Genomic DNA, 25,762 nt, shown 5'->3' on the forward strand with positions numbered 1-25,762 from the left:
TGACACGCGCTGTGATCTCCAGCACAAGTGACTCAGATGAGTATTGCTGCACAAAGAAGGCACTTCAATGGCCAAAACGGCACTAAGCGTGTGCACAATTGCAGATATGAACGCGAATCCCGAAGACCTGCTGGTCCTGCTTGCGGTGTCCCGCTCGGCAAAATTTACGACGGCGGCACAGGCTTTGGGGCTGAACCACACCACGGTCTCGCGCAGGATCGCCGCGCTGGAAAAGGCGCTCGGCGGCAGGGTCCTGTCCCGTGCCGCCGGCGCCTGGGAATTAACGGAGCTTGGCGAACAAGCGGTGCTGGCGGCGGAACAGGTGGAGGCGGTGCTGGGCACGCTGGGACCGACGGGCCAGGCACCCGACGCGATTGCCGGCGTCGTACGCATGACAGCGACGGACGGCTTCAGCGCCTATATTGCCGCCCCCGCCGTGGCGCGGCTGCGACGGGACCACCCCGGCCTCAGCGTGGAAGTGGTGACCATGACCCGCCGGGCTTTGCAACAGCGGTCCGGGCTGGACATCGAGGTGGTGGTGGGCGTTCCTCAGGTGCACCGGGCCGAGGCCATCCGGCTGGGCGACTACCGGCTCGGCATGTATGCCTCCCGCACCTACCTCGAAGAGCATGGAATGCCGGCCACCGTGGCCGAACTCAACCAGCACCCACTGGTCTACTTCGTGGACTCAATGCTGCAAGTGGACGACCTCGACGCGCCGCGCCGACTGGTCCCCGCCATGCGCGACGGCCTTACCTCCACCAACGTTTTCGTCCATGTGGAGGCCACCCGGGCCGGCGCGGGCGTGGGGTTCCTGCCGTGCTTCATGGCAGACCTCCACGACGACCTGGTCCGGCTGCTGCCCGACAAGATCGGCGAACTGCTCCCTTACTGGATGGTCCTGCGCCCGGACTCGCTGCGCCGTCCTGCCGTCGCTGCCGTCGTGCGCGCGCTCCAGGACCGGATGGCGGAGCACCGTGAAGCGCTCCTGGGGAAGCAGGAATCCTCATCGACTGCTGAGTAACTGCCGTTTTGACCGCTGAAAACGGCAGTTACGGAGCAATCGATGGGGGTGGGGCCGGGTCGTGGCGGACCGGTGCTCCGGCGGCGAACGCCCGGACCTGCGCATCGTCCCAAAGGTGCGCGGGGACGGCACCGCCCAGGAGCCGGCGGCGCAGCTGGGGGTCGTCGCCGAGAGGCACGTCGCTGCCGGCCATCACCATGTTCCCGTAGCGCCTGCCCTTGAGCATGGCGGGGTCGGCGATGATCACGGTGTGCTTGAAGGCTGCCGCGATGGTGGCGGCATCCTCCCTTGCGTTCTTGAGGTCGGGGGCATCGCCGGAGTTGGCCACGTACAGGCCGCCCGGCGCCAGGACCCGCTTGGCGTGGGCGGTGAACTCCGCCGTGGTCAGCGGGCGCGGGGTGTGGGCGCCGGCGAAGACGTCCCGGATGATGAAGTCACGGGTCTGGGCGGTGAGGGTTTCGGTCACGGCCCGGGCCTCCCCCACGCGGATGCGCAGCAAGGGCGCCTTGGGAAGGTCGAACCAGCCGCGCACGTACTCCGCCAGCTTCCCGTCCAGTTCCACCACTACCTGCCGGGCGTCCGGGTAGGCGGCGGAGAAGTAGCGCGCCATGGAGCAGGCGCCGCCGCCCAGATGCAGCCCCCGGAGTTTATGGCCGCCCGCGGCAGGGGAACCAGCAGGGGACGACGGCGGCCACCGGGACTCGATGAGCGCCGCCATCCACCGCATGTACTCGAAGTCCAGGAACAGCGGATCGGCCAGGTCGATGTGCGAGCTCATGACGCCGTTGATTTTCAGGAGCCAACCTGTGGAGTTGTCCTGGTCCGCCACCAGCTCGCAGTCGCCGGTGTCGATGTAGTAGACACCCTCCACCGGGCCAGTGGGGGCAACGCCCTTGGGCACCTCCACCACACCCGGCGCGGGGCGGCCCCGGCCGCCCGACTTTCCGCGTTTGCCCATTACCCGTGCCCCGCTTCAGTCATGCCTCAACCCTAGTTGACAGGGCTGGCTGCCCCCTTGCCGTCCCGGATCCGGTTCACCACTGCCGTGGTGGACCGTTCGGCTACGTAGTCCAGGATGGCCACCCGGCCCCCGTACTCCTCCACGGCCGGGGTCTCTTCCAGCATTTCGGGGGTGTAGTCCCCGCCCTTGGCGTACACCTCGGGGCGGAGCCTGCGGATCAGCGGGGTGGCCGTGGGGGTGTCGAACACCGTCACGTAATCGACGCAGCTAAGTGCCGCCACCACTGCTGCCCGGTCCACCCCGTTGTTGATGGGCCGGCCGGCGCCCTTGAGCCGGCGCACGGAGTCGTCGCTGTTCAGGGCCACCACCAGGACGTCGCCCAGTTGTTTGGCCTGGTTCAGGTAGCGGGTATGGCCGCTGTGCAGCACATCGAAGCAGCCGTTGGTCAGCACGATCCGCTGGCCCTGGGCCCGGTGCAGCTCCATCTGCCGCTCCAGCTCATCCGCGCTCAGCGCCGTGTCCGCGAAGGCCTCCAGGTACCGGCTGAGCTGGGCGGTGCTGCACACGGAGGTGCCGGGCTGGTGCACCACCACGTCGGCGGCCGACTGGGCCAGGTCCAGGCTGGCGGTCAGCGGCAGCCCGGCTGCCCGGGCCAACGTCAGGGCCGCCACAAAGGTATCGCCCGCCCCGGATGCCTGTTTCTCGGCTGCCGGACGCGCCCACGTGCGGTGCCGCACGCCGTCGGACGTCAACAGCACGGTGCCGTCCCGGTCCAGGGTGACCACCACGGCGCGCGCACCGGTTCCCCGCAGCAACGCGTCGGCCTCGGCGCCCACCGCGTCCACCCGTTCCTGGCCTTCCGGCAGTTTCTGGTCCAGCAGCTGCGCGGTCTCCTGCGCATTCGGGGTCACCAGGTCAGGCTGCAGGGCGGCCCACGGGCGGGGGTCATGCGCGTCCACCACCACGAGCGGACGGTCGGTTCCGGCCGTGCCGCTGCCCAGGACATCGGCAAGAGCCGTGCGGACGGGGTCCGCCACCACGCCGGTTCCGTAGTCGCACACCAGGACAGCATCCTGGCGTTCGACGGCGGCACGCACCGACGCAGTGAGCGCAGCGAGGGCGTCGGCGGGGACAGTTTTGGCTGAGTCGTCGAGGCGCAGCATCACCTGGCCCCCGCTGCTGATCCGGATCTTGGTGGTGGTGACCATGTCCGGGTGCGTGAGCAGGTGCTGGACATCGATGCCTGCGGCCGCAAGCTGCCCGCGCAGGTCCTCACCGGCGTCGTCGGCACCGATGATGCCGGCCACCGACACCTTCGCACCCAAGGCAGCCAGGTTCATGGCGGTGTTGGCCGCACCGCCCGGAACCGATTCGCGGGTCTGGATGTCCACCACCGGCGCCGGAGCTTCCCGGCACAGCCGTTCAATGCTGCCGCTCCACCAACCGTCCAGCATGACGTCGCCGATCACCAGGATCGAAGGCTGCTCCGCGGCCAGCCTGCCGGGCAGCCAGTCGGACAGTGCCCGCTGGGTGGAGAGATCGACGGGTTCCGGGGATGCGCTCATGGCAGATCCTGTTCCTCGGGGATGGAACCGGTTCGCGAGCCTGCGGGTGCCGGCGGAGCTTCGATGTGCACCACCTTGACCTGGGTGAACTCGTCCAGCAGCTCTGGCCCGTAGCCGAACCCGGCACCGCTTTCTCCGCGGGGCTGGGCAGCACCTCCGGGTGCGCCGCCAAACACTGCGTTGACCTTCACAGTTCCTACGGGCAGCGCGGCCACTGCCTGCTGGATGTGTGCGATGTTGCCGCTCAGGACTGTGGCGGCCAGGCCGTACTTGCCGCTGCAGGCCAGGCGCAGGCCGTCGTCGAACGTGTCCACCACCTGCACGGGGGCAACCGGACCGAACGTTTCCTCCGTCATCACCGGCATGTCCCCTGTGCAATCGAGCAGGACGGTGGCGGGGTAGAACGAACCCGGCCCGTCCGGCACGGCACCGCCCTCGACCGCCCGCGCGCCCTGCGCCAGGGCATCGGCAACGTGGGCGTGGACGGCGTCCCGCATGCGCAGGTCCACCAGCGGCGCTACGGTGCCGTTGCTGTTCCGGAGCGCCGCTTCTGCCTCCAGGGCGCTGCAGAATTCCTCGGCGATTTCGCGGTGGACATAGATCCGTTCCACCGAAGTGCAGATCTGCCCGCTGTTGGCGAACGCGCCGATCGCAGCCTGCCCGGCCGCCCACGACGGATCCACGTCGCGGTCCACCAGCAGGGGGTCGTTGCCACCGTTTTCCCTGATGACATGGGCGCCCGTGAGGGCTCCCGCCTGGGCTATCCGGGCACCGGAGGCGCTGGATCCAACATGGGCAATGACGTCCACTTCCGCCTGGGACAGGGCAGCACCCACCCCGGCCCCGCCGGAAATGGTCAGGAAGACGCCGGAGGGGAAGGCCGGGGCCAGGACCTCGCCCAGCGCCTCACCCAGGCGCGGGCAGCGTTCACTGGGTTTGTGGATCACCGCGTTGCCTGTGACCAGCGCGGCGCCGATCAGTCCGCAGGCTACGGCTACGGGGTCGTTCCACGGAGTCAGCAGGACTGCCACTCCGCGCGGTTCAGCAATGGTGTAGTCGGTGGCTGACCGGCTGCCGCGCAGGCTGTGGCCGCGCTGGACCGGGCCCAGTTCGGCATACTGCTCCAGGGTGGAGACACCGGCGGCGATGCCTGCCAGTGCCTCGGCTTCCGGCCGTCCGGTTTCGCTGGCGTTCAGGCCCGCGAGCTCCTGTGCAGCTGCTTCGAGGGCCTTGGCGGCGGCGCGGAGGGCTGCGCCGCGTTCGGCGGGAGCTGTTGCTGCCCAGCCGGGTGCAGCCCTGCGGGCCACGCTCACGGCATCGTTTACTGCGTCCGGTCCCGCTTCGGGAACTGTCCAAAGCACCTCTCCGGTTCGCGGGTCCTGGATGGTGACGCCGGCGCCCTGGGCTGTTTCGTTGCCTGCGGCTGTTTCGATGGCTGTGGTGGGCATGGTGTTCCTCCCGCCTTTCGGTGCTGGATGTGTTGCTGCTGGTGGTCCTGCTGTGGCCGCACCAGGCAGGTGCGGCCACAGCAGTGGTGCGGCCCGTTCCGGCTTAGGGCCAGGAGCCTTCTTCCTCGTGGCAGATCAGCATTTCGCGGACCTCGCAGCCGGTGGGCTGGTTGAGGGCGAACAGAATGGCCTGCGCAGTGTTGGCGGGGTCGTTGAGCCGGGAATCATCCTGCGGCTTGTACTGTTCCGTGCGGTCATCGAAGAAGCGCGTCTTCATGCCGCCGGGGATCATGGTGGTCACGCCGATTTCGCCACCGGTTTCCGCAGCGAGCGCGTGGCTGAAGCCCACAACGCCGAACTTGGAGGCGCAGTAGGCGGTGGCATCGGCCACGGCGCGCTTGCCCAGGGTTGAGGCGACGGTGACTACCCGGCCGTGGGTTTCCTTGAGGTAGGGCAGCGCCGCGCGCACAGTGGAAACGGTGCCCATCAGGTTGACCCCGATGACCTTTTCCCACTCGGTGGCTTCGACGTCGGCGAGCTTGCCGCAGCGGTCGATCCCCGCCGCCGTCACCACTGCGTCAAGGCCACCCAGGGTCTCTGCGGCTTCACGGACGGCGTGCTCCACGGCGGCGCGGTCCGCCACATCCACTTCAAACGCCTTCACGCCGGAGACGCTGCTGATGTCGCGGTCCAGGACGACCGGGGTGCCGCCTGAACGCAGGACGGCTTCGACGACGGCGGCCCCCAGTCCGGAGGCACCTCCCGTTACCAGGACGCGGCCGGGCGTGGTGGAGGCAGTTGCAGTTGGTTCTGCAGTCATGGTGTTCCTTTCAATGGGGAAATCAAGTTTGCGAAGTGGGCAGGATCAGCTGACCTTGGCGAGTGCGTCCGCCAGGCCTGTCGTGGAACGGGCGGGGTGGAAGGGGACGGTGAGGCAGCGTCCGCCCCAGCTTTCCACCAGGTCCGCCTCGGGGAGGCGGGCGCCTTTGTAGTCGCCGCCTTTGACCCAGATATCGGGACGGAGCCGGTCCAGCGCTGCCTCGGGGGTGTCCTCGTCGAAGACCATCACGGCGTCCACGCATTCCATGGCCAGGAGCAGTTCCGCCCTGTCGTGCTGGCCGATGATGGGACGCTCCGGCCCCTTGAGCCGCCGCACCGAGTCGTCGGAGTTCAGGCACACGATGAGGCAGTCCCCCAGTTCCCGGGCTGCCGCGAGGGACCGGATGTGGCCGGCGTGGATCAGGTCGAAGCAACCCCCCGTGGCCACCACTTTTCCGCCGCTTTCGCGAACCGAACGGGCCAGCAGCAGCGGCTCGGTGGTCCGGCGCCCCGGGGCCGGCGCGGGCCTGGGCTTACCGGCGGCAGCATCGGGTTCATCGGTCTCGGGCAATGCCGAGACGCCCCCTGCCGCCAGGAAATCCGCGGCGTCATGGACTGCCAGCGCGGCCGCTTCCGGCAGGTCGCGTCCGGCCAGGAGGTGCACTGCAAGGCTGGCCGCCAACCGGTCGCCGGCGCCGCAGGGGTCGCCGGCTTCCACCCGTGGCGCGGGAACGGCATGGGATGCGGCCTCTCCCTGCTGCAGCAGGACGGCCCCCTCCTCACCCTTCGTGACCAGGACGGCCTGGCTGCGCCAACGCTCCAGCAGGACCTCCGCTACGGCTGCTGCGGGGTCATCGGAGTCGGGAAGGCCGCCGGCTCCGGACTGCACTGCCCTGGTGGCTTCGGAAATGTTCGGAGTCACGACGGCGACGCCCGGCACGGGTTCCGGCCCGGAGGGGTGCGGATCCCAGATGATGGGCACAGTGCCGGCGAGCCGTGCGAGCACGCCGCGCAGCTGCGGGTTGGCCGCCAGTCCCCTGCCGTAATCGGCAACGATGACCACGCCGGCTTTCTCCACGGCACGGAGCATGGCGGGGCTGACGTCGGGGACCGGTGTCTTTTCGCAGCCCTGGTCGAAACGGACCACCGGATGGGAACCCGCCCGGACCCGGGTCTTGACCGGCGAGGGGTAGCCGCTGTTCCCCGCCACGAGCCGCACCCCGGCGAGCTGCGCACGCAGCTGGCTGCCGGCGTCGTCATCCCCCAGAACCGTCACCAGGGTGACTGGCCAGCCGTCCTGCGCCAGCATGCGCGCCACCAGGCCCGCACCGCCGGCACGGCGGCGGACACCCGAGACGTCCACCACGGGCACGGGGGCATCAGGGCTGAGCCGGGTTGCCTCACCGGAAAGGTCGACGTCGAGCATCACGTCGCCCAGCACAACGATCCTCATCGCCGGCCACCGTTTGCCGCCGCGGTGGTCAGGAATGGAGTGTGCCGGGCCACCTCGAGGTCAAAGGCACGGCACACGGCGTGCAGCGCGATCAGGTGCCCTTCCTGGGCATTGGCGTTCAAGGCGTCGACCATGACCGCCTCGTCGCAGGCCTCGGACAAGGGGTTGGGTCCGGAGCCGGTGAGCGCCCAGGTGGTCACGTTGAGGCGGGAGGCAGCTTCCGCGGCCCGCAGCAGGTTGGGGCTCTTGCCGCTGGTGGACAGCAGCATCAGCACGTCGCCCGAGCGGCCGTGCGCCCGCACCTGCCGGGCAAAGACGTCGTCGAACCCGTAATCGTTGGCGATCGCGGTGACGGCGGACGACTCGGCATGCAGGGAGATAGCGGAGAAGGGTACCCGTTCGGAGTCGAACCGCCCCACCAGCTCGGCGGTCAGGTGCTGCGCTTCCGCCGCCGAGCCGCCGTTTCCTGCCGCCAGGAGCCGCTGCCCGCGAAGCAGGCGCTGGGCCAGCTCAACACCCCAGGCGGCAAGCCTGCCGGACTGGCTGCGCAGCGATTCCAGGGCTGGAAGCACGTTGTCCAGGTGGGTGCGGACGGCGTCCGCGCTGGCGGGGTCCACGAACGTGGCTCCCGGGAGCACCGCAGGCAGCGCCGGCGGCACCATCAGTGTGCGGAGGTCTGCTTCCCGCAGGCTTGATTCACGCAGGGATGATTCGGCAGTCACAGTGCGGCTCCTTCCATCGGTACAACGCCGGCCGGAGCGCCCGCCTGGGCGCTTTTTTGGACGCCGGCCACGGCCAACTGGTAGGCCTTTTCGGTTTCCGCTGCCACCCGGTCCCAGGAGTAGCGGGTGCGGGCACGCCGCTCGCCGGCCTGGCCGAGCTTGGCCCTGAGGGTTGGATTTTCCAGCAGCAGCGACAGGGCCGACGCAATGGCCTCGGGGTCCTTGGGCGGCACGTGCAGGCCGGTGGCGTGGTCCACCACCGTGTCCCGGAGCCCGCCTACCGCGGCGGCCACCACGGGCACACCGCAGGCCATTGCCTCAAGCGGCACGATGCCGAAGGGCTCGTACCAGGGAGCGCAGACCACGGCGTCGGCGCTGCGGAAGATGCCGGGCATTTCAGTCCGCGAGACCTGGCCCTGCAGCGTTACCTGCCCGGATACGCCGAGCTCGGCGGCAAGATCCATGAGGCGGCGGATTTCGGGGTCGGCGTGCATCACGTTCGAGTCGCCGCCGCCGCCGACGATCAGGAGTTCAACGTCCTCGAATCCCGCAGCCTTGAGGTACGGGAGCGCGCGGATGACCAGGTCCACTCCCTTGCGCGGCACCAGCCGCCCCACCGACAGGATCCGGTAGCGGCGCTTCCGATCGGCCACCGGCCCCTCCGGCGAGAAGAAGCCCAGGTCCACACCGCAGGGGGCGATGGAGATCTTGCCGGTGGCGATGCCCATGGCCTTGAGCTCGAAAACCTCGTCCGAACAGGTGGCGATGATCCGGTCCGCCGAGCGTCCGACGCCCGGTTCCAGCCAGCGGCGTGCCTCCGGGCTGGTGTCCTCCGCGCCCTGGTGCCTGCGCTTGACGGTTCCCAGCGCGTGGAACGTCTGGAGCATTGGCACGCGGTAGCCGGTGTCCGGGCGGCGGGCTGCGTCCAGGGCAGCCAGGCCGGACATCCAGAAGTGTCCGTGCACCACGTCCGGCGGCCGCTGGCCCCAATCGCTGGCCACACCGTCGGCGAGTTCACCCATATAGGGCAGCAGTTCGTCCTTGGGCACGTGCCGGGCAGGCCCGGCGTCAACGTGCACCACCTCGAGGCGGCGTCCCACCCGCACCCTCCCGGGGAGCTTCGTTGCGTCCCTGCGGGTATAGACGGTGACGTGGTGGCCCCGATTGGCAAGGGCTTCCGACAGCGCGGCAACGTGCACGTTTTGCCCGCCGGCATCCACCCCGCCCAGTGCCGCCAGCGGACTGGCGTGCTCGGAAATCATGGCGATCTTCATGGGGTCTTCCTCTCCCGCGCCGGAACGAGGATCCGCTCGTCCGGACGTTCGTTGTCGGAGTGCCGGGGCCGGCTCCGCAGGTCTGCCAGGAGCTCATCCCAGCGGTCCTGGAACCTGCCCAGGCCGTAACGCTCCAGCGCCGCCTCACGGGCGGCAAGTCCCCGCCGTCGGGCCTCATCCGGATTGGCAACCAGCCGCGCCGCGCAACGGAGCAGCTCGTCGACGTCCGCGGAAACGATGCCGGCTTCCTGCGGCACCGCCCGGGGGGCCTCCGTGGCCGCAAGCACCACCACCGGCATGCCCAAATGCATGGCTTCCAGGAGGGACAAGCCCAGCGAGGTCCAGCGCATCGGATGGACGTAGACCCGGCAGCGGGCCAGTTCCCGGTGCAGGTCACGGGTTTTCAGGTCGCCCCGGGCCGTCAGCCGTGATGGGTCGATCCCGGTGGCTTCCGCGAGGCCGTCCGTCTTCATGCCGAACACCTGCAGCGGCGCCACGGAGGCGAAGCCGGGCAGCAGGTCCGTTCCAGTGACGCGGCCGCGGCGGACGGGCTCATTGATCACGACGCCCAGTTCGGGCAGCTCGCCGGTGTAGAGGTGCCCCGGGTCAGGGATACCGTGCTCGATCACGGTGGTGGGAGCGGAGCCGTTGTCCCAGGCCAGCCGGTTGAAATGGGTGACGTGCACAACGGGGATGCTTCTTTGGTCGGCAAGCGGGTGGCTGATGTTCGGGAAGTTGCCTTTGGGCGTGTTGTGTTCCACGAACACCGCCGGAAGGTCGACTCCCGGCATGCGGCCAAGCGTGCGGACCACTTCGTCGATCTCTTCGGGCCGTTGGAGGACGACGGCGTCCACCGAGTCGGCCTCGAGCGTCGCCAGGTCCACCTCCCGCACGGATTCCGGCCAATCCCTGCCGGCGCGGCCCAGTCCCCAGGCCCCACCCCCGGGCAGGACGGGGAGCAGGTACTCATGACGGCCGCGGACAAACGCGTCCGTCCAGGAACCGTGGACATGCCAGAGCAGGATTCTCATCTGTTGCGGGCCTTTCTACGGGTACTCACGTGGGTGCTGAAGGAGCTCACTCCGCTGATCAGGCGTTCCACCGCCGCCACCACTTCTTCGGGCGAAACGGAGTCGAGGCAAGGGTGGCCGGGGACCGGGCAAACCCGGGCGCGGGACATGCGGCAGGGGGCGTTCTGGTCCCCGAGGAGCTCCAGGGGCACGCCGTACGGCGCCCAGCGGATGGCCGGGACCACGGGGGAAAACAGGCACGCGACGGGTGTGCCCACCGCGGCCGCCAGGTGGGCCGGGCCGGTGTTGCCGCTGACCACGGCATCCGCGCCTGCCATGACGCCCGCCATGGTGGAAAGATCAGTGCGTCCGCCCAGGTCCAGGGCAGAAGGGCCGGCCACCGTTGCGGTCAGCGACTTTTCCGCCGGACCGCCAGTTACCACCACGCGGTACCCGGCACCCTGGAGGAGTTCGACGGCGGCGGCATGGTGCAGCGGAGGCCACGCCCTTGCGGGGACGGCCGCTCCGGGGTGCACCACGACATAGGGTTCGTCGCCTACCAGGCCGGTTACGTCAGGGACGGAGCCGACATGGAGTTTCCCGTCGTCTCCGGCCGGAAGCCGGAAGCCGGCAGCCTCGGCAATGCCCAGCGCCCGTTCCGCCTCCGGCTGGTCTTCGGGGAAGTCCTCGCCGGGCTTGAGGCGAACGTCCAGCAGTGAGCCTGCATAGTCGGTTGAGGCCCCCGTGATGCGCTCCACGCCGGCCAGCCGCAGCAGCAGCGCCAGCGGCAGCGGTGACTGGTGGAAGGACGTAAGGATGACAGCTTCGGTGATCCGGGAATTGCGGACGAATTCGATCAGCCGGTCGGCATGCGGGCCGGTCATCCTGGGCGCCGGGTTCATGATCCAGGGGCTGTCCCAGCTGTAAACCTCGGCGGCCCCAGGGAGCATCGCGGCAGCAGCTTCACCCTGCCGGCCGCACAGCATCACCACGTGGTTGGTGCTGCCGCCGTACTGTGCCCGCCCGTTGGCCACTGCCCGGACGGCGGGGCCGGCCAGCAGGACATCGCCCATGCTGTCCAGACGGGCCACCAGGACGCGCCCCATCAGGCGGTCCCCTGCAGCAGTCCGACGGCGGACGCAAGATCCGGGGCGACCAACCGCGCAGCGGCTACCTCTTCGGCACGCGTCACGGGGGTGGGGACCAGCACTCCGGTGGCTCCCGCTGCTTCGGCAGCGCCCACGTCCGCGCCGATGTCCCCGATCAGGGCGGCTTCGGATTCCGGGATCCCGAGTTTGCGGCAGGCGCTGTGCACCATCCCGGGGGCAGGTTTGCGGCAGTCGCAGCCGTCCTGTTCCGAATGCGGGCAGACCTCCCACACGTCGAACGGTCCCAGGAGTTCTTCCACGCGGGCATTGACCTTCGCCACGTCTTCGGCCGTGATCAGTCCGCGGGCAATTCCCGACTGGTTGCTGATCACGCCGGTGGCGATGCCGTCAGCCCGCAGGCGGTCCAGCACGGCTTTGGCGCCGGCCATGGGCCGTACTTTGCCGGGGTCCCCGTTGTAAGGCACATCGACCACCAGGGTCCCGTCCCGGTCGAACAGGACAGCCCGGAGCTTGGAGGTTTCAGAGCTTCCCATAACCAACCTGTTCCCTCCTGCTGCTGCTCCTAAACAGCGGCCCAGGCTTTTTCGGCCATCGAAGCTGGTTCTGACACCGGGTTGAACAGGCAAGATAGGGAGCGGGTCGCCGCAGCTGCTCCTTACAGGGCCCCCTTCAGCCTCTCCGCACAGGCCCGAACCGGCGCCTCTGAAGCCGCGTGCCGCCGTCGTAATTAGCTGCGCAGGCGTGAAAACTGCCGGGGGCGTCCTGAAGGGACTACTGCTGCGGAACTACTGCTACCGCGACTGTTGGTACGTGGACCGCTGCTACCTGGTCCGTGTGCCGCCAAGGCGACGGCCGGCTCCTGTGCGGACCATGCCCTGGTGCCCGGCGCTCCTGGCCTGGCGGAACGGCGCAACCGGGCTGCCCATATGGTCAGCCTGCCCCGCATGGGTCGAGGTTCCTTTGCCGGCCGCGTCCTCAGGCCGGGAGAACTGGGCGCTTGCCTCCAGGCGCCGCTGCAGTTCCACCAGCACCTTTGCAAGGCGGCGGGATACCTGCATCTGGGACATCCCCAACCGCTTTCCCAGCTGCACCTGTGTTTCCTCGCAGAAGTAACGGCGGTACAAAAGCTCGCGGTCCGAGTCGTCCAGGTCCTGCATGGCATCGCGAAGGCAGGCAAGCTCCTCAAGCCGCTCGAGCGGAGTTTCCGGGCATGCCAGCACTTCACCGATGGAGGGTGCGTCGGAGTTCGGATTTACCGCGTCGAGGGAGTCCGGGTGCATGCTGCTGGACGCCGAAATGGCTTCCTGCACATCAGCCGGATCAGTTCCCAACTCACCGGCCAACTCCGCAACGCTGGGGCTCCGGCCCAATGACTGGGTCAACTCAGGCTCCGCCCGGAACAGACGGGTCCTCAGGTCCTGGATGTGGCGAGGCGGGCGGACCACCCATGTGCGGTCGCGGAGGTACCTCTTGAGTTCCCCGGTGATAGTGGGGGCGGCATAGGCCGGGAAGCTTTCACCCTTGGCCTGGTCGAATCCGCGTGCCGCTTTCACCAGGCCCAGATAGGCCACCTGGTTCAGGTCAGCGCGTTCCCTACCGCGGGCTTCGAACCGCGCAGCAAGGGCTTCGGCGAGATCCAGGTAGCGCAGGACCAAGTCGTTTTCGAACGTCTCCCGCAGCCGTCCTGAGGTGGCGGGGGGACTTTGTTGTGGCGCCGGTTCCGGCTGTTGATGGTGGACAGGCGCAGCATCCACGGCAAATGCGGCAAAGGATTCGGGCATGAGTGTTGGTTTCCCTCGGTCTGGTTCCGAAAGCCTGCGGCAAGACTTAGAAGCAGCAAATCATAAGGTTGCTTATAAAACAATCCTTCTCCGCTGTAGGCTCAGGATGTAAGCGGCGACCGGACCAAACCGCCAAGGAGTTTTGCCATGCGCATCGCCATCACTGGAGCCAGCGGAAATGCCGGAACAGCACTGCTGCGCAACCTGCAGGGCCAACTGGCCCGGAAGCCCGGCAGCCTGCAGCTTGTGGGCATCAGCCGCAGGCTGCCCGACACTTCCCAGGAGCCCTACGTGGGCGTGCAGTGGCACACCCTGGACGTGGGCCTGGAGCAGGACAGGCCAGAGCTGGAAAAGGCCCTCCTGGGCGTCGACGCGGTGGTCCATCTAGCGTGGCAAATTCAGCCAAACCACAATTTGGACCTCCTGCACCGGACAAATGTCACCGGCACGAAGAACCTGCTGGAAGCCGCTGCCAAGGCGGGCGTGAAACAGGTTGTCTGCGCGTCCTCCGTGGGCGCCTACAGCAACTCTGCCAAGGAGCCGCGCAGGGACGAGTCCTGGCCGGCAACCGGAATGGCCGGCTCCCACTACAGCCGGCACAAAGCCGAGCAGGAAAAACTGCTGGATGAGTTCACTGCCGCTCATCCGGATATTTCGGTGGCCAGGCTCAGGCCGGGGCTCATTTTCCAGGGCCGGGCGGGAAGTGAGATTGGCAGGTACTTCCTGGGGCACGTCTTTCCGCGGCTCGTACCGAGGAAACCATGGCTTCCGCTGCTGCCGGCTCCGGACAACCTGGTTTTCCAGGCAGTCCATGCGGACGACGTTGCGGAGGCCTACTGGCGCGCGGTGGACCAGCGGGCCAGCGGCGCCTTCAACATTGCCGCAGAGCCCGTCCTGAACCCCCAGGAACTGGCCCGCATCCTCGGCGCAAGGAGAATTCTGCCCGTACCCATGCGGCTGCTCCACGCCATAGTCGACCTGACATGGCGGGCAAGGATCCAGCCCACCGATTCAGGCTGGGTGGAGATGGCCGCGGGCGCGCCCATCATGGACACCAGCCGGGCGCGGCGGATCCTGGGATGGGAACCACAGGTATCCTCCACTGACGCCGTCAAGGAACTCCTGGTGGGCATGGGAACGGGGGAAGGAGTAGCCCCTTCCCCCGTCCTCAAGCCGCGCAAGCCCTAGCTCCCGGCGGCAGCTCTCCCGCGGTTGATCCCCCCACCGGGACAGCCGGGATCCTAGATGCGCGGATTTCCTTCGCCCCGCGCCTCCTGCCCCATGGAGGTGTCCCCGCGGCCAGGCTGGCGCCCTCGCCCGGATTCGTCCTCGGGAAATTCCGTGTTCGCACCCGCAGCTGTCGCGTCACGGTGCGCGCCGTGGCCAGGCTCAGAGTCGGAATGCCCGATGCTCGAATGCCCGGCGTGCGTTTGGTCCGCGTTCCTTTCGTCGGCATTCACGTGGCCGGCGTCCTGATATCCGGCGTTTGCATGCCCACCGTCCACGTACCCCGCATCGCGGCCGGCAGGAGTGTCATGGCGCCGGTTGCGGTCCGCTCCGGCGTCGGGGTCGATCTCGTCCGCCTTGCGGGTATGGCTGGCAACGTCGCCGCGCAGGGACTGGGCTTCATGGCTGCGCTGTTCAGCTTCTTTTTGCAGCCGCGCCGCGTCAACCTTGGCCTGTTCGGCGTCGGCACGCGCCCGGATGGCTTTGGCCTCCCGTTCGCGGGCGTCGATCTCCATGTTCTCGGCTTCGCGCCGGATCTCCGCGGCCTTTTCCCGGTGCTCCTGGTCCCGCTTCTCCTGCATTGCTTTCCGGCGCCTTCCTCCGGCCAGAAGCAGCACCACGATGAGCACCACCACAACAACGGCAACTAACACCCATACCCATGGAGCTGTGTCCATTTTTCCCACCACTTTCCACTTCGTTGTGACCGGGCAGGCCATCGCCATTCCGGCTGACATTTTTGGAACGGTTATAACTCTCTTAGCAAGGGTACTTACCTTTTATTAGTAATCATGCTTATCATTTTACGGCCAGTATTGCTGGTTCTTGATTCAACAACCGGCCTTCTTGGAAAGAGAGCGAAGATGACAGAGAACCAATGGTCCGAGGATCCCGCTTACACCGCCCCTCCGGCCACTACAGGAATCCCTGGCGAGCGGGAGCCCGCCACCTTCCCGTCCACCACCGCTCCCCTGACCGGCGAGAGCCAGGCCGGCTACGCCCAAAGCTCTGATGCCCAGGCCGGTGATGCCTCTGGTTCATCCCGCAAGGATGCAGCCAAGGAAGAAGCAGCCGATGTAGCCCGGACTGCCAAGGGATCGGCGCAGGGAGTGGCGGAGACTGCCAAGAGTGAGGCCGCGAACGTGGCACATGAGGCAAAGGCCAACGCGCAGGACCTGCTGCACCAGGCCAAGTCGGGGCTGACCAGCCAGGCCGGCACGCAGCAGCAGAAGGCTGCCGAAGGCATGCGCAACATTTCCAGCCAGCTGCACAGCATGGCCAGCGCACCGGACCAGCAGGGCGTGGCAAGCGATTTGGTCCGGCAGGCGGCCGAGCGTACCTCCTCGGTGGCGTCCTGGTTGGAGAACCGCGAGCCCGGCGACCTCCTGAACGAAGTCACGCGCTTCGCCCGCAACCGTCCCGGCACCTTCCTGCTCCTCGCCGCAGGCGCCGGCGTCCTGGCCGGCCGCCTCACCCGCGGCCTCACCGCAGGCGCCCCGGAAGCCGCCACCTCTACCGGCACCAGTGGCGCAGGCCTGTCCGGCCAGTACTCCGGCACCACGTACGGCGACCAGTACAACCAGACCTATCCCGTTGCCGGCGGAACCGTTCCGCCACCGCCGGTCCAGCTCCCCGGCCCGGCCACCACCACGGCCGGTTATGACGGCGGCGCACCGGGCAGCAACTACGCCGAGACTGCCGGTCCGGCCAGTGGGCTCGACAGCCCGCAGCTGGTGGAGGAACCTTGGTCCGGAAACCAGCTGTCCGACGACCCGCTGCGTGACCGCGCGCTTGCTGACGATCCCATGGCGAACGATCCCCTCACCCAGGACCGCAGCCGGGGTGGCCAGACGGGTGGTCTGTGATGAGTAGCCAGATTCCTGAGCCGCCGCCCAGCGCGGCGCATGTGAAAGCGGACAACGCGTCCCTGGGCGATCTGCTCGGGGATGTCACCCGGGACCTGTCCACCCTGATGCGCCAGGAAGTGGAGCTGGCCAAGGCCGAACTCAAGCAATCCACCTCCCGGGCAGGCAAGGGCGCGGGCATGCTCGCCGGCGCCGGCGTGGGCGGACACTTCGTCCTGCTCTTCCTCTCCCTGGCCCTGATGTGGGCCCTGGGCGCCGTCATGGCCCTGGGCTGGGCCGCGCTGATCGTCGCCGTGATCTGGGCGATCATCGCCGCGATCCTGGCCTCGGTAGGCCGCAAGGAACTCAAGCAGATCAAGGGCCTGCCCCAGACAGGGGAAACCCTCTCAGAAATTCCCCCAACCCTAAAACCAGGTGAGGTAAACCGATGAGCGAAAACCCTGACGTCATCCGAGCAGACATCGAAGCCACCCGGGCACGCCTGGGCACCAACGTGGACGCCGTGGCCGACAAAGTCACCCCGTCCAACATCGTCCACCGCCAAACCGACAAAGTCCGCGATGCCGTGACCGGGGTGAAGGAGAAAATCATGGGAGCCGCAGACACCGCCACCACCAAAGTCCACGACACCGCCTCCACCGGCGCCGGGCACACCACCAACGCCATGCACTCGGCCGGGGACAGCCTCCACCAGGCAGGAGACACCGTCTCGGCCAAACTCTCCGACGCCGGCCAGGCCGTCTCCGCCGCCCCGGACCAGGTCAAAGCCAAGACCGCGGGCAACCCCCTCGCCGCGGGGCTCATCGCTTTCGGCGCCGGGCTGTTGGTCTCTTCCCTGATTCCGCCAAGCCAGAAAGAACGCGAAGCCGCGGACCAGCTCAAAACCGCAGCCCAGCCCCTGGCAGCCCAGGTCACCGACGCCGCTAAAACCGTCGCCCAGGACCTGAAGGAACCCGCCCAGGAAGCCATGGAAAACGTCAAGGCCACCGCCACCGACGCCGCCCAAAACGTCAAAACCGAAGGCCAACAAGCCGCCACCGACGTCAAAGACCGCGCCACCGACGCCAAAGACAACGTCCAAAACACCTAACCCGGCCGGTTACGGCACCGTAAAGGCAACAGCCCTGTCCAGCAGGCCGGCACCGCTTCCCGCGGGCCGGCCTGTTGGCTTCGCCCCTGATTGAGAGGACGCCCCATGGCCACTCACGACGATTCCGAAACCAGTACCGCGAAGGCGGGACAGGCCCCGGCCCCAGACGATCCACGAAAACCGAACAGCGTGCGGGACTTGGATGGCACGTCCTGGAAATACATCGCCAAGAAAACCTTCCGCGAGTTCACCAAGGACCAGTGCCCCGACCTCGCGGCAGGCCTGACGTATTACGCGGTCCTCTCACTGTTCCCGGCCCTGCTGGCTTTGGTTTCGGTGCTTGGACTCTTTGGCGACCCTCAAAAGACCACCAACGCCCTGCTTGAGATCGTGCGCGGCTTTGCTCCGGCGGAAACCGTGAACACCATCAGCGGCCCGGTGTCGGAACTGACCAGTGCGCCCGCGGCAGGATTTACCCTGGTCATCGGCCTCATTACCGCACTGTGGTCCGCATCCGGCTATGTAGGCGGCTTTGGCCGGGCCATGAACCGTATCTACGAGGTGGACGAGGGCCGTGGCTTCGTGAAGCTGCGGAGCACCTTGCTCGCCATCACCCTCCTTGCCGTGGTCATCGTGGCGCTTCTGGCCGGCATGCTGGTCCTCAGCGGCCCGGTTTCCGAGGCAGTGGGCGGACTGATCGGCCTGAGCGGTGCCTTCCTCATGGTCTGGAACATTGCCAAATGGCCGGTCATGATCATCCTGATCATCGCCATCATCGCCGTGCTCTACTACGCCACCCCCAACGTCAAGCAGCCCAAGTTCCGCTGGATGAGCATGGGTTCCGCAATCGCGCTGGTGGTGTTCCTGATCGCTTCGCTGGGTTTCGGCTTCTATGTGGGCAACTTCGGCAACTACAACAAGACCTACGGCGCCCTGGGCAGTGTGATCATCATGCTGCTGTGGCTCTGGATCCTGAACATGTCGCTTCTTTTCGGCGCCGAGTTCGATGCTGAGGTGGAGCGTGCCCGTGAGCTCCAGGCCGGCATCAAGGCAGAGGAAACCATCCAGTTGCCGCCCAGGGACACCAAGAAGAGCGAGAAACTGCAGAAACAGCTCGAGGACGACGTGAAGTACGGCCGCGAACTCCGGGAGAAGCACAGCGCGGAAAACGGCGGGGATGGCCAGCAAGCATCCGGTGGGAACCAGGACGGGCAGAACGGCCAACGGTCCGAGGAGAGCCACCGCGACAGGATCCGCGAGAAGGTGCAGCACCGTGCCGGCAACACAGAGTCCGACGGCGGTCCGCGGGGCGGAAGCGCCTAAGAGGACAGGTGCACGCCCCGGCTAAAGGGGCCAACAGAGGGACTAGGCAGGACCTTTAGGATGGAGGAAAATTCATCTTAAAGGTCCTGTTCAGTTTTCCCGGGTTTGCACCGAACCCGGGGCAAAGCGGGGTCGGCGGTGAGATGGCCTCTTCTGAGACCGAGGCCAGTCCCCCCAGTCGCCGTCGGCCCCCTCAAACTCCCTAGGTTTGGGGCCGCAGCCGGACAGATCCGACTGGACAAATCGCACGGAACTGCAATACTTTCTTGAATACCTCGCCGGGATCCTTTGGAGCCTGGCAGGTCCGCTGAAGCAGCCGGCGGCATCACGGTCAACCTTTTAATGAGCGGACATGCCTGCTACCCATTTTGAACAGTTTCTTGCCGAAGCAGTTGTCCCTGACAAGGAGCCCGGCCTGGGCTTGGGACGCGACGAGCTGTACGGCCTCTACACGAGTTGGTGCCTTCTGCAGAAGGCTGAACTCCAGCAGCCAGCCGCCCTTTGGGAGGCCATGCACGAAGCCGGAATCAATCCGGACAGCAATAACCTTTCCATGACGGGACCAGCCGCGGCTGACTACATCATTTCCAGCGCTCCTGATTTGGTGTGATGCGGAGATGATGGGTCTTCCAAAAGATTGACCCCTCGACCATAAAAGGGCTGTTGCCAATGGCAACAGCCCTTTTGCATGCCACCGATCCGTGCTTCCTGCTGTCACGGGCAAGGCTGCGCCAGCGCCAGGAGGTAGGCTGCAAAACCCTTCGGCGCGCGTCCTGCAGTTCTCCCCGATGTGAGGACGCGTGTTGTGTCTGTGGCAACAATGTCGGCGCCGCTGGCACGAAGCCGCTCCACCATGGCGCGGTCTTCATCGAAATCGACGCCAGGGAAACCCCCAGCGGCAAGGTAGGACGACGCGCGGACCCCGAGGTTGGCCCCATACACGTGCGGATGGTCCTCGGTGGGGGCATGGCGGGCATGCCATCGCGCCACGAGTTCGTGGTGCATACCGTGTGGATCCGGGTGTACGGTGCCAAGGACAACATCGCGTCCTGACGCGGCCAGTTCCAGCTGCCGGACCAACCAGTGTCCGGGGACCGACGAATCGGCGTCGGTATTCGCCACCCAAACCCACTGCATCGGATCGCCGGCAGCGACATTGTCATCGTGCGGAGGCGTACGCGCGTTTTCCAACGCTGCATTGACGCCGGCCCGCCGGCTCTTTCCGACGCTTCCAAAGCTGACGGGCAGGATGTGGAACCGTGGGTCCGCTTCAGCTGTTGCCGCGGCTATAGACGGCGACGCGTCAGTGCAGCTGTCCACGACAACCACCACCTGAACCTCCACGTCCGGACGTTCCGACTCAAGCAGGTCTGCGGCCCTGCCCACGGCGGCAAGTGCGTGCTTGAGGTGTTGCTCCTCGTTGTGCACTGGAATTACGACTGCCATGTGCTGGATGCTGCGTTGACCGAGGCCCCTGGATTCCGCTTCATCCCCAAGTGAGGCCGACAGCGTCACGCCGACACCTCCTGCCCGGGAGCCACAAAGACTTCCAGCACAAAGTCGCGTTCCTGGTAGAGCCCTGCCGTTCGCCAGCCCAGCCGCTGCCGGGCCAGCGCGTGGACTGTGTCGCCGTCGAGTTCCCACCCTTTGATTGGGTGCCGCCAGTGGCACAGGAGCAGGGTTCCCCCAGGTTGCAGGGAAGCCTCCACCCGGTCCCACAGCGTGGTTAGCTCTTCAGCCGCCAAGTAGTAGCCGACCTCGGAGACCACCACCAGGTCATAGTCCCCCTCCGGCCAGTCGCCGGGAAGGACGCGCTGCTCCAGATGGACGCCGGGCAAGCCCTCCAGCAACTGCCCGGCGTGCCGCAACGCAGACCCGCTGGCGTCCACAGCCAGCAGGCTGCGGCAGCGGGCTGCAAGCTCGGCCGTCAGGGTTCCGATGGAACACCCCACTTCCAGGCCGTTTTCGTAGGAAGGATCTGGAAGTGCAGCAAGGGTCAGCGCCCGTTTGCGGCGTTCATACCAGCTCCCGGTGTAGTTCCACGGATCTGCAGAGCCATCGTGGACTCCGTCAAAGACCGCCTCGGCATCACTGCTGGAGTACACCTCTTCGGAGGTAAGTGGCGCCGGTGTCCAGGCAAATACCTCGAAGCTGCGTGAGAAGTGCTCCACGAACTCGCTGCTGAGCAGTGTTTCGTCCCCGGGCAGCGGTGACAGCGGCTGCACCTGTGTTGCGTGCTGGGCCATGGCCCGCTGTTTGGCCCGGCGGGCAGGGTGGTCCAGGTGGAACCGGCCCCAGTCCCGCCACTCCCGGTCCTGGGTGGATGCCCAATGCCAGAACCAGATGGGGTATTCCAGCAGTGCGTGGCCGTCCTCCCGGGCAACCTTTGCTGCGACCGCGCCCAGCGCATCATGGTCGCCATGTCCGTCCGCGCGATATGGCGCCACGATGGCCAGCATGTCCGCATTACCGGACAGCCGCTGTGCAGCACCGCGGACAGCGCGGGTGATCGTTTCCGCGTGGCCGGCAAGCCCACGGTCCGGCAGGCCGACGAACGTCCAGTGATCCTTCAATCCGAGGACTGTGAGGGCTTCGGAAAACTCGGCCAGGCGGACCTGTGCCAGCTGTTCGGGACTGGTGGTGGGTGAATCCGGGTGCGACCCCTCCCCTGCGGTGCAGAGCAGGACTTCCACCTGGGCACCCAAAGCCACCAACGAGGCCATGAGGCCGCCGGCACCGAGTGTTTCGTCATCGGGATGTGCCGCCAGCACCACAAAGCGCATGTTGGCCAGTTCAGCCGGATCAAGCGGCAGCTCCGGCATGGTGGACAGGCCGCTGGCTGCCCATGCGGCCTCGCTGGTTCCTGTGTCCGTATGCGAAAAGGTCACCACGGGCAATCTCCTTTGAGCGCGAGCCGTCCCAGCTGGGCGTCATCGCGTGCGCCATGATGCTGGCGCACGTAAAGTGCCAGGTCCGCCATTCTCTTGGCGTACCGTTCGTCGAAGGCAAGCGGGCCTGGACCGCGGTTGGAGCCCACCAGGGTAAGGACGCGTTCGACGGCGGCAGCAACAGTTCCGCGGACCCGCTGGGCCTCGCTCCACGTGCTTTGGCCTGCCCCGCTCCCGAGCGTCCCGTCATCCATGCGGGCGGCAACCCGGGCAAGATACTGCAGGACGGCCGTAAGCGTGCGGTCCACTTCCCCCAGGGCGGCGAGCGACACCTGGTCAGGTTCCCGTCCTCCCTCCGCTCCCGCAGACAGGCCGGTGCGGAAATCCCGGGCCACGCCCACGGCTCCACCCAGCCAGCATGCAGCCACACCCATGCCGCCCCAGGCGAAGCCTGGCCGGCTGTGGTACCAGCCTGTTCCGCCAAGAGGCACGGCGGGGACATGTTCGAAGTGAACGCTTCCGCTGGGTATTTCCCGCAGCCCGCGCGCAATCCACTCCGGCTGCTCACATGTCACCCCTGGGTGGCGAAGGCTCACCGCGAAAGCCGCCCGGCCGCCGTCGTCCGTGTTGGCGGTAATGACGGCGGAGTCCAGGCTTCCCGCAAGGGAACACCACGGCTTGGTCCCGCTAATGACCGTCCCGGTGCCGGCGGAGCGCGCTTCAAGCCTGGTGCCGGGCGCCTCCGCTGCGAATACACCCCAAGCTTCGTCTCCGGCGCCCTCCGCTCCGGGGCGAATGTCCGGAAACGCCTGGGCGGACTGGGAAAGAATGGCGACGGCATCGAGGTGCGGCTCCAGGACGCGGGCCGCCGCCACATCGATGGCGGACACGGAAGCCAGGAGCTCCCACAGCACCACGGTCCGCCCTCCCCCGGGTTGCGGCCATGTCCGTCCGGCCTCAACAGCCAGCGACAGCAGGGCAGGGATGTCTCCGATGGCAGCGGAGACTGAATCGAGGGCCGAAAGCCAGGGGGACAGGTCGATGGGGGTAGAGCTGAGGAGCACAGGGGTGGGTGCCGCTTGCAAGAAGGTCCTCCATCGAAGATGGCCGGCAGGGCACCGGCCGCATCTCCACAGCTTACTTACTGTTTTCCGGAAGAATGCGGGCCAGCGCGAAGCCATCCCAGCCCTTGGAGCCGACGGTCTGGATGACAGTGGCGTCCAACCGTGGGTGGTCCCCGAGCAGCTTGAGCGCGTCGATGATTCCCGGGGCATTGACGGGATCGATGTCCGGGTCCAGGACCGCCCCTTCCCAGATGGTGTTGTCCAGGACCACCACGGCACCCGGCCTGCCGAGCCGCACCGCCCAGTCAAGGTAGCGGCTGTTGTTCTGCTTGTCCGCGTCAATGAAAATGAAGTCGAATGGCTCCCGTTCCTCTTCCTCGAGGGCAGCGAGCGTGTCCAGTGCGGGGCCAAGGCGGATCTCCACCCTTTCACCCAGGCCAGCGGCATCGATGTTCGCCCACGCCACCTCCGCGTGCTGGGGCAGGTATTCGCAGGTGACCAGGGTGCCGCTGCGTGGAAGTCCCCGCCCCATCCAGATGGTGCTGTAGCCGGCCAGCGTGCCGATCTCCAGGATCCGGTGCGCCCCGGACAGCTGGACCAAGAGTTTCAGGAGCTTTCCGGAGTTCGGTGCCACCTCGATAGGCGGCATTCCCGCGTCCGCAGCGGCGCGGATGGCTTGCTGGACCGCCGCGTCCGGATGCACCACGGCGCGGGACAGGAACTCCTCAGTGGCAATCCACTCCGGCCGGGGCTTGTGCTCGAACATGGGCACAGTTTGGCACGCGGCGTTGCGGCGGTCCAGATACTTTAGCCCCTCCAGACAGGCTTAGGGCTCCTGCGCCAGGGCGTTCTCCAGGCGGTCCACTTTCGCCGTCAACTCGCCGCTGTATCCAGGCCTGATGTCCGCCTTGATCACCAGCGATACGCGGCTTCCGTAGCGGCCCACGGCCTCGGTTGCGCGTTTTACGACGTCGAACACTTCGTCCCACTCGCCCTCGATGGTGGTGAACATGGAGTCCGTCTGGTTGGGGAGCCCCGACTCCCGGACGATCTTCACTGCGGCGGCGACGGCGTCGTGCACTGACGCATCGTTGGGCCGGGAGCCTTCGCTGGGAACGCCTGACGGAGCAACAGAAAATGCAAGCAACATGCCCCCAGTCTCCCATGCGGCTGCTGGCAGTTCGCCGCGAAAACCGGCTGCCTTCCGTCACATAAGGGCCTACCCCGGAGTAACCGTGTTGGCCGCAGGCTCCGTTGCTACCCTTTTGGGCATGAGCCTCGCAGTCGCCCGAAAGCCCCTCCGCGCAGACGCAGCGCGGAACGTGGACAAGATCATCACGGCGGCGCGCCAGTGCTTCCGCGAGTTCGGACCGGACGTGCCGCTCCAGACCATCGCCACCACCGCCGGTGTGGGCCCGGCCACCCTGTTCCGCAACTTCGCGGACAAGGAGGAACTGGTGCTTGCGGCGCTCAACCGGCAACTCCGGCTCACGGTGGACCCGGTTATGGACGGAGCGCTGGCCGATATCGATGCCGCAGCCGGGCTGCTGCGCGTCCTCGAAGCCCTGATGGCGGCGGCAAGCGACGACGCCAACCTGTTGTGCGCTGTGGCAGGGCGGCGTGAGCTCCTCCCCGGAATCACGGGGTCGCTCATGGACTCCATGGGCGTGCTGCTGGTTCGGGGCCAGGGCCAGGGAAGCCTTCGCACGGACATCTCCATGACGGACATGTTCCGGCTGCTGGCCATGCTGATCGGGGTGGTGGACACCATGGAACCCGGCTCGGACGCCTGGCGCCGGCCGCTGGCGCTTGTCGAGGACGCCATCCGCACCGTCCGTCCAACGCGCCCGCTTCCCGCGCTGGTGCCAGTTCCGGCTGCCGCGCCGAGCCTGTAGCAGGCCCAGCCCTGACAGGCCCAGCGCGCTGTTGGCGGGGTTCGTTGTTAGCGCCGGGAAGGTGCAATAGACTTCCACTTGGGGTTAGGCAGCCAGCCTCGGTACTTCCAGCGGGAGCGACCCATGCACATTGTGCCTATCCGCCGTTCGACGGCTGCACTGCAATGAATCACTCAAAGCTTCTCCACTACCTCACCGATCCCCGCGGGCCGGAGGAAGTCCTGCCTGCACTGACAGCCGGGGAACTCGTCGAACTGCTTGACGCCCTGTACCAGAACCTTGACACCCCTGAGCCAGAGTTCGGCGCGCAGGTTTGGTATGAGATGGGTGTGGAAGAAACGTGCCGCCGGGCAGTGTCGCCGGGCGGCACCGCCCACGGAGTGGCTTAGCCGACTGCTGCAGCCGGCAGCGCGTCGCTGCCGTCCGGCAGTTGTCCTGCAGTCCCCGCCGGCACACCTAACGAGCTGACTGCATACCTGCTGTGGGAGTTAGTTCCTACCCGTTGCTTTCAGGTTCGCCGTGGCGGGGCTGGCTTTGGTGATGCGTTGCAGGCTGCTCATCAGCATGCTGTTCATGACCCTGCTGTTCATGACCGGGGTGTTCATGGCCCGGGTACCCGTGTCCTTCATGCCCGTGGTGGTGCTCATGGAACTCGTTGGGAACGTGTTCCTTCGCTTCCATCAGGTGCTGCTGGAGTTTTTCTTCAGCATCCCGGCGCCTCCTTGCCGTGTCCCGCAACTCCCGGGTCGACTCCGAACCCCGGGGATCCAGGTAGGCAGCCCGCTGCTTTCCTGTCTGCTCAGCCGCCGGCACCCCGGCGCCCCGTTCTTCCCTGGCGTTCCTGCCGGTGTCCTCGGTGCCCTGGCCGTCCTGCGGCTCAACCGGCCGTGACTGTTCGTCCATCTCGATTCCTCCTTTGGTGGCCGCCTGGGTGTGGGCTGCCTCTCTTCCAGTGCACCACACATGGCACCCGGAAGGTGCCGGCGCTAGGCGCTGCCGGATTCTCCCCGCCTGCGCATCTCCTGATGCACCAAGGCCTGCAGTGCCGGTACGGGCGACGCCGGATCGATGTCGAGCGCCTCGCGCAGCCTTTGGGAAAGCATCTCCAGATCCTCTTCCGGAACGTCCGAAAGCCTGGAATAACGCCTAAAGAAGCGTTTGGCAGGCAGGCCTGCCCGTCGTCGCGCGTTTTTGTGACGGGGCTTGCCCGCTAAGCCCCCTGCAGGATGCAGCTGATTTTCCAT

27 protein-coding genes are annotated in these 25,762 nt (G+C 67.0%); 9 read left to right on the plus strand and 18 right to left on the minus strand.

Features of this window, described 5'->3' with window-relative positions:
• Positions 1–106: 106 nt before the first annotated feature.
• Positions 107–1,024: a LysR family transcriptional regulator gene (locus FBY30_RS04115; RefSeq protein ID WP_142131359.1), complete on the plus strand. Its 918-nt coding sequence runs from the start codon at positions 107–109 to the stop codon at positions 1,022–1,024.
• Positions 1,025–1,052: 28 nt separating this feature from the next.
• Here FBY30_RS04115 and FBY30_RS04120 read toward each other — a convergent pair whose 3' ends face one another.
• The 11 genes from FBY30_RS04120 to FBY30_RS04170 form a co-directional block, all read right to left on the minus strand.
• Complete coding sequence (locus tag FBY30_RS04120; RefSeq protein ID WP_142131360.1) at positions 1,053–1,982, minus strand: spermidine synthase; 930 nt, start codon at positions 1,980–1,982, stop codon at positions 1,053–1,055.
• Between the two features lie 32 nt (positions 1,983–2,014).
• Complete coding sequence (gene rfaE2, locus FBY30_RS04125; protein WP_142131361.1) at positions 2,015–3,550, minus strand: D-glycero-beta-D-manno-heptose 1-phosphate adenylyltransferase; 1,536 nt, start codon at positions 3,548–3,550, stop codon at positions 2,015–2,017.
• Positions 3,547–4,998 carry an aldehyde dehydrogenase family protein gene (locus tag FBY30_RS04130; protein WP_142131362.1) on the minus strand — a complete coding sequence of 484 codons (1,452 nt, stop codon included), beginning with the start codon at positions 4,996–4,998 and terminating at the stop codon, positions 3,547–3,549. The genes rfaE2 and FBY30_RS04130 overlap by 4 nt, the downstream gene beginning before the upstream one ends.
• A 103-nt stretch (positions 4,999–5,101) precedes the next feature.
• Positions 5,102–5,818: an SDR family oxidoreductase gene (locus tag FBY30_RS04135; protein WP_142131363.1), complete on the minus strand. Its 717-nt coding sequence runs from the start codon at positions 5,816–5,818 to the stop codon at positions 5,102–5,104.
• A gap of 45 nt (positions 5,819–5,863) precedes the next feature.
• Entirely contained in the window at positions 5,864–7,270 is a 1,407-nt protein-coding gene (locus FBY30_RS04140) for a PfkB family carbohydrate kinase (protein ID WP_142131364.1), read from the minus strand.
• The gene (locus FBY30_RS04145; RefSeq protein WP_142134901.1) at positions 7,267–7,932 is read right to left on the minus strand and encodes a D-sedoheptulose-7-phosphate isomerase; all 666 of its coding nucleotides are present in this window, start codon (positions 7,930–7,932) and stop codon (positions 7,267–7,269) included. Before FBY30_RS04145 ends, FBY30_RS04140 begins: the two co-directional genes overlap by 4 nt.
• Before the next feature lie 56 nt (positions 7,933–7,988).
• Entirely contained in the window at positions 7,989–9,266 is a 1,278-nt protein-coding gene (locus FBY30_RS04150; RefSeq protein WP_142131365.1) for a glycosyltransferase, read from the minus strand.
• Positions 9,263–10,297: a glycosyltransferase gene (locus FBY30_RS04155; RefSeq protein ID WP_142131366.1), complete on the minus strand. Its 1,035-nt coding sequence runs from the start codon at positions 10,295–10,297 to the stop codon at positions 9,263–9,265. The genes FBY30_RS04150 and FBY30_RS04155 overlap by 4 nt, the downstream gene beginning before the upstream one ends.
• Entirely contained in the window at positions 10,294–11,382 is a 1,089-nt protein-coding gene (locus tag FBY30_RS04160) for a glycosyltransferase family 9 protein (RefSeq protein ID WP_142131367.1), read from the minus strand. The genes FBY30_RS04155 and FBY30_RS04160 overlap by 4 nt, the downstream gene beginning before the upstream one ends.
• Complete coding sequence (locus tag FBY30_RS04165; RefSeq protein ID WP_142131368.1) at positions 11,382–11,918, minus strand: D-glycero-alpha-D-manno-heptose-1,7-bisphosphate 7-phosphatase; 537 nt, start codon at positions 11,916–11,918, stop codon at positions 11,382–11,384. The genes FBY30_RS04160 and FBY30_RS04165 overlap by 1 nt, the downstream gene beginning before the upstream one ends.
• A gap of 288 nt (positions 11,919–12,206) precedes the next feature.
• Positions 12,207–13,166 (minus strand): sigma-70 family RNA polymerase sigma factor, encoded by a 960-nt coding sequence (locus FBY30_RS04170; RefSeq protein WP_142131369.1) that lies wholly within the window; start codon positions 13,164–13,166, stop codon positions 12,207–12,209.
• 147 nt (positions 13,167–13,313) lie between these two features.
• Between FBY30_RS04170 and FBY30_RS04175 the strand changes: the two genes are divergently transcribed.
• A complete protein-coding gene (locus tag FBY30_RS04175) occupies positions 13,314–14,354 on the plus strand; it encodes an NAD-dependent epimerase/dehydratase family protein (RefSeq protein WP_142131370.1) in 1,041 nt (346 codons plus the stop codon).
• A gap of 53 nt (positions 14,355–14,407) precedes the next feature.
• Here the strand turns inward: FBY30_RS04175 and FBY30_RS04180 are convergent, their stop codons facing one another.
• The gene (locus FBY30_RS04180; protein WP_142131371.1) at positions 14,408–15,070 is read right to left on the minus strand and encodes a hypothetical protein; all 663 of its coding nucleotides are present in this window, start codon (positions 15,068–15,070) and stop codon (positions 14,408–14,410) included.
• Between the two features lie 186 nt (positions 15,071–15,256).
• Between FBY30_RS04180 and FBY30_RS04185 the strand changes: the two genes are divergently transcribed.
• The 5 genes from FBY30_RS04185 to FBY30_RS04205 all read left to right on the plus strand — a co-directional run bounded on the left by FBY30_RS04185 (position 15,257) and on the right by FBY30_RS04205 (position 19,281).
• The gene (locus FBY30_RS04185; RefSeq protein ID WP_142131372.1) at positions 15,257–16,258 is read left to right on the plus strand and encodes a hypothetical protein; all 1,002 of its coding nucleotides are present in this window, start codon (positions 15,257–15,259) and stop codon (positions 16,256–16,258) included.
• Positions 16,258–16,689, plus strand: a complete 432-nt coding sequence (locus FBY30_RS04190) for a phage holin family protein (RefSeq protein WP_142131373.1) — start codon at positions 16,258–16,260, stop codon at positions 16,687–16,689. Before FBY30_RS04185 ends, FBY30_RS04190 begins: the two co-directional genes overlap by 1 nt.
• A complete protein-coding gene (locus FBY30_RS04195) occupies positions 16,686–17,348 on the plus strand; it encodes a DUF3618 domain-containing protein (RefSeq protein WP_142131374.1) in 663 nt (220 codons plus the stop codon). Before FBY30_RS04190 ends, FBY30_RS04195 begins: the two co-directional genes overlap by 4 nt.
• A gap of 105 nt (positions 17,349–17,453) precedes the next feature.
• The gene (locus tag FBY30_RS04200) at positions 17,454–18,671 is read left to right on the plus strand and encodes a YihY/virulence factor BrkB family protein (protein WP_142131375.1); all 1,218 of its coding nucleotides are present in this window, start codon (positions 17,454–17,456) and stop codon (positions 18,669–18,671) included.
• A 352-nt stretch (positions 18,672–19,023) separates the two neighbouring features.
• Positions 19,024–19,281 (plus strand): hypothetical protein, encoded by a 258-nt coding sequence (locus FBY30_RS04205; RefSeq protein ID WP_142131376.1) that lies wholly within the window; start codon positions 19,024–19,026, stop codon positions 19,279–19,281.
• 104 nt (positions 19,282–19,385) lie between these two features.
• Here FBY30_RS04205 and FBY30_RS04210 read toward each other — a convergent pair whose 3' ends face one another.
• The 5 genes from FBY30_RS04210 to FBY30_RS04230 all read right to left on the minus strand — a co-directional run bounded on the left by FBY30_RS04210 (position 19,386) and on the right by FBY30_RS04230 (position 23,773).
• Positions 19,386–20,117, minus strand: coding sequence for a glycosyltransferase (locus FBY30_RS04210; RefSeq protein WP_142131377.1), 732 nt, complete (start codon positions 20,115–20,117; stop codon positions 19,386–19,388).
• A 65-nt stretch (positions 20,118–20,182) separates the two neighbouring features.
• On the minus strand, positions 20,183–21,562 hold the full coding sequence (locus FBY30_RS04215) for a bifunctional PIG-L family deacetylase/class I SAM-dependent methyltransferase (RefSeq protein ID WP_142131378.1): 1,380 nt from the start codon (positions 21,560–21,562) through the stop codon (positions 20,183–20,185).
• The gene (locus FBY30_RS04220) at positions 21,556–22,644 is read right to left on the minus strand and encodes a hypothetical protein (protein WP_142131379.1); all 1,089 of its coding nucleotides are present in this window, start codon (positions 22,642–22,644) and stop codon (positions 21,556–21,558) included. The genes FBY30_RS04215 and FBY30_RS04220 overlap by 7 nt, the downstream gene beginning before the upstream one ends.
• A 52-nt stretch (positions 22,645–22,696) precedes the next feature.
• Positions 22,697–23,389, minus strand: a complete 693-nt coding sequence (locus FBY30_RS04225) for an O-methyltransferase (protein ID WP_142131380.1) — start codon at positions 23,387–23,389, stop codon at positions 22,697–22,699.
• Between the two features lie 60 nt (positions 23,390–23,449).
• Positions 23,450–23,773, minus strand: a complete 324-nt coding sequence (locus tag FBY30_RS04230; protein ID WP_142131381.1) for a thiamine-binding protein — start codon at positions 23,771–23,773, stop codon at positions 23,450–23,452.
• 121 nt (positions 23,774–23,894) lie between these two features.
• Between FBY30_RS04230 and FBY30_RS04235 the strand changes: the two genes are divergently transcribed.
• A complete protein-coding gene (locus tag FBY30_RS04235; RefSeq protein ID WP_142131382.1) occupies positions 23,895–24,518 on the plus strand; it encodes a TetR/AcrR family transcriptional regulator in 624 nt (207 codons plus the stop codon).
• 164 nt (positions 24,519–24,682) lie between these two features.
• Complete coding sequence (locus tag FBY30_RS04240; protein ID WP_142131383.1) at positions 24,683–24,907, plus strand: hypothetical protein; 225 nt, start codon at positions 24,683–24,685, stop codon at positions 24,905–24,907.
• Between the two features lie 106 nt (positions 24,908–25,013).
• Here FBY30_RS04240 and FBY30_RS04245 read toward each other — a convergent pair whose 3' ends face one another.
• The gene (locus FBY30_RS04245; RefSeq protein WP_235009334.1) at positions 25,014–25,421 is read right to left on the minus strand and encodes a hypothetical protein; all 408 of its coding nucleotides are present in this window, start codon (positions 25,419–25,421) and stop codon (positions 25,014–25,016) included.
• Positions 25,422–25,762 lie beyond the last annotated feature (341 nt).

The organism is Arthrobacter sp. SLBN-83, assembly GCF_006715285.1.
Lineage (GTDB): Bacteria > Actinomycetota > Actinomycetes > Actinomycetales > Micrococcaceae > Arthrobacter.